Below are 3,388 nucleotides of genomic sequence, written 5' to 3' on the forward strand. Positions count from 1 at the left end.
ATACCCCGTTGCTTGCAGCGGGGTCTTTGACTATTATTCCAATCATAGCATATGATATTCTTAATAACAATAAATATTCCGAAATGGGAATTTAAATATATTTTTTAGTAAAAATTCTGAATAAATCCGCTGTGCCAAAACGATAGGACGGTAACGGACTGCGGCCTGAAATCTTCGATTTTTTTAGGAGTAAGACTAAAGTATGCAGGATAGAAAAATAGAACAGGATATGATACTGTGAAGCCATAAATAAAATACCCAGGGAGGATTTTTATGAGCAGGCATATCAGGAAGGTATACATAGTACATCATTCGCACACGGACGTGGGATATACGGATCTGCAGGAGCAGGTTATTTACAACCAGGTTGAGAATATCAGGTCTGTGGTCCGGTTGTTGAAGTATTGTGGCACGGACAGACCGGCAGAAATGCGGACGGTTGGCCGGGAGAATTTACAGGAGGTACAGCCAATAGGATTACAGGAGAACTGCCAGAAAAATATGCAGGAGAGCGGCCTGCGGTGGAACTGCGAAACGCTGTACTGTGTGGAGCAGTTTTTAAAGACTGCGCAGGAGACGGAGAAGGAGGACTTTTTCCGGCTGGTGAGACAGGGGAAAATAGGAATTTCAGCCACCTATCTGAACTTTAATGATCTTGTGGACTGTGGGATGTTGAACCGGCGGACACAGAAGCTGCAGCAGATTTTTACGGAGCAGGGATGTCCGATAAAAACAGCTATGAATGCGGATATTAACGGCATCTCCCTGGGCGCCAGGGATGTGCTGATGCAGAACGGAATTGAATTTTTGTATACCAATATTCATACCCATCACGGGATGTATCCGTTGTATCAGAACCAGCAGCCTTTTTTCTGGGAAAATGAGGAGGGGCGCAGGCTTCTGGTATGGAACGGCGAGCATTATAATCTGGGAAATGCCCTGGGGATTGTTTTTTCCAAAAATGTGAACTTCATGACGGAGAATTATTTCGGGAAGGAGGGACCGCAGGCGCCGATGGAGGCGCTTCACAGAAATCTGGGCGAAAGCATTGCGGAGTATGAGGAAAACGGCTACCCGTATGACTTTTATATCACCAGTGTGAGCGGTGTCTTTTCGGATAATGCGCCGATAAATCCGGCAATTGCCGCCACTGTGCGGGAGTTTAACAGCAGGTACGGGGAGGAAGTGAGGCTGCAGATGGTTTCGCTGCAGGAGCTGTATACGTTAATCCGGGATGAGGTGAAGGAGGCGCCTGTCTGCCGGGGCGCGCTGAATGACTGGTGGGGCAATGGTGTGGGTTCCACTCCTTATGCTGTAAAACATTATAAGGAGGCGCTGCGTTTCGCCCATGTGTGTGACAGGCTGGAGGAAAAGACCGGGAAGCGGAACACTCAGCTGACAGAGACCGCAGAGGATAATGTGCTTCTGTATGCGGAGCATACCTGGGGGCATTCGGCTACGGTGACCAATCCTTATGACACCGGGGTAATCAATCTGGACATCCGTAAGACAAGCTACGCCTCCAAGGCTCATGAGGCGGGGGCCATGCGGAAAAATGAGCAGTGCCATCTGCTGGGAGATATCCTCTGCTATTACAATTGCAGCGGCAGGGTGAAGGCCGTATCGGTCAGCCGGGAAAAAAGAGTGTATCCGGTATCCTTCTACGTGGAAACGATTTGTCTGCCCGGAGTCAAGGTGAGGGATTTGAAAACAGGAGAGGAGCCTGCCGTCCAGCTGTCGGCCCATCCCCGGGGCGTGCTGGTAAGCTTCCTGTCGAAGTTTGAGCCGATGGAGGAAAAGGAATTTTCCTATGAGGAACAGCCGGCCGCGGTGCACAAGCTTTTCACCCGTACGGCCTGGGTCGGCGCGGAACGGGTGCGGGATATTGTGAACGATTACGATAAGGAAAGCTGTCTGCTTCCATACGGTATGGAAAATGAGTGGTTCGCGGTCCGCTACCGTATCGGTAAGGGGATTACTTCCTTTTATAATAAAAAAAGCGGAAGGGAAATGCTGGGGGACGGCCTGGAACGTATTTTTACGCCCATATATGAACGGACGGAAATCAGGAAGGGAGCTTACGAGGAACGGCGGCTGCTCGGGCGCAATATCAGAGGCCTGCATGCAAATCAGTTCCAGGGGGAACTGACGGATGTAAGGATTTTGGATCAGGGGCCTGTATTTGTCAGGACGGAGCTGATATTCCGTCTGGAGGGAACGTATCACTGCAGCGTAATTCTGAAGCTGTACCGCGCTCTTCCCAGGCTGGAATTCACCCTGCGGATGGCAAAAACGCTGAGCGAGGATATCGAAAGCGTTTATCTGCCTCTTGTTTTGAGGCTTCCGGATACCCGGCTTTATATTCACAACGGCGGCGTTCCTATGCGTCCCGGCATTGATCAGCTGCCGGGTACGAATATGGAGTATTATATTGCGGACGAGGGGATTTTGTACCGGGGAGAACAGGAGAGCGTATTGATCAATACGCAGGATACGCCGCTAATTTATATGGGGCAGCTGGAGCATCACCCCATTGTCCTGTGCGATAGCAGGCAGGAAAATAACGGACGGCCTGTCTACAGCTGGGTGATGAATAATACGTGGGAAACCAATTTCAGGATGGATCTGTCGGGCTTTGGTGAGTTCAATTATGCCCTGGAGCTTATGGAGGGAAAATCCCTGCAGGAGGATCTGGACAGGCTGGCGGAAAACGATATGGCTCCGGTAACCTTTATCAACGGTTGAAAGGAGGATTTAGAGATGGAAAAATACAGGAATGCGGCGGCTTCGATAGATGAACGGGTGGAGGATCTGCTTTCCCGGATGACGCTGGATGAAAAGATTAAGCAGATGGATCAGTTTTTTACCTTTGATTTTTCAGAAAAGACGCCGGAGGGGCGGGTAACGGAGCCGGATTGGGAGGAAATGAAGCGCTCCATGGGCGGCATGAGCGTAGGAAGCGTGCAGTTGCGGGGCTGTACGCCGCGGTTGGCCAATGAGCTGCAGCGCCGGGCAGTGGAGGAAACCAGGCTGGGAATCCCGTTCCTTTTCAGTGAGGAAGCGCTGCATGGGTTGTTTGAGGAAAATGCAACCTGTTTTCCCCAGCAGATTTCTCTGGCGGGAACCTTTGAGCCTGCGTTGGGACGGCGGATGGGACGTTGCATTGCGGCGGAGGCCAGGGCTTACGGCGTGCATGAAACCTTCAGCCCGGTGATGGATCTCACCAGGGATCCCAGGTATGGAAGGGTGGAGGAATCCTTTGGGGAGGATACCTTTCTGTGTGGGGAATTTGCCCGTGAAATCGTAAAGGGAATGCAGGGCGGGAATTTGAAACGGCAGGACAGCGTAGCGGCGGAGCCGAAGCATTATGTGGGTTACGGCACGCCTG

At 51.2% G+C, this 3,388-nt stretch carries 2 protein-coding genes; both read left to right on the forward strand.

Going from position 1 to position 3,388, the window contains the following annotated elements:
• Positions 1 to 273 precede the first annotated feature (273 nt).
• Positions 274 to 2,745, forward strand: a complete 2,472-nt coding sequence (locus HMPREF1548_RS17670; protein WP_021637766.1) for a glycoside hydrolase family 38 N-terminal domain-containing protein — start codon at positions 274 to 276, stop codon at positions 2,743 to 2,745.
• Positions 2,746 to 2,760: 15 nt separating this feature from the next.
• Positions 2,761 to 3,388, forward strand: a 628-nt coding sequence (locus tag HMPREF1548_RS17675; RefSeq protein ID WP_021637767.1) for a glycoside hydrolase family 3 N-terminal domain-containing protein, incomplete at its 3' end; no start/stop codon positions are given.

Source organism: Clostridium sp. KLE 1755 (assembly GCF_000466465.2).
Taxonomy (GTDB): domain Bacteria; phylum Bacillota; class Clostridia; order Lachnospirales; family Lachnospiraceae; genus Eisenbergiella; species Eisenbergiella porci.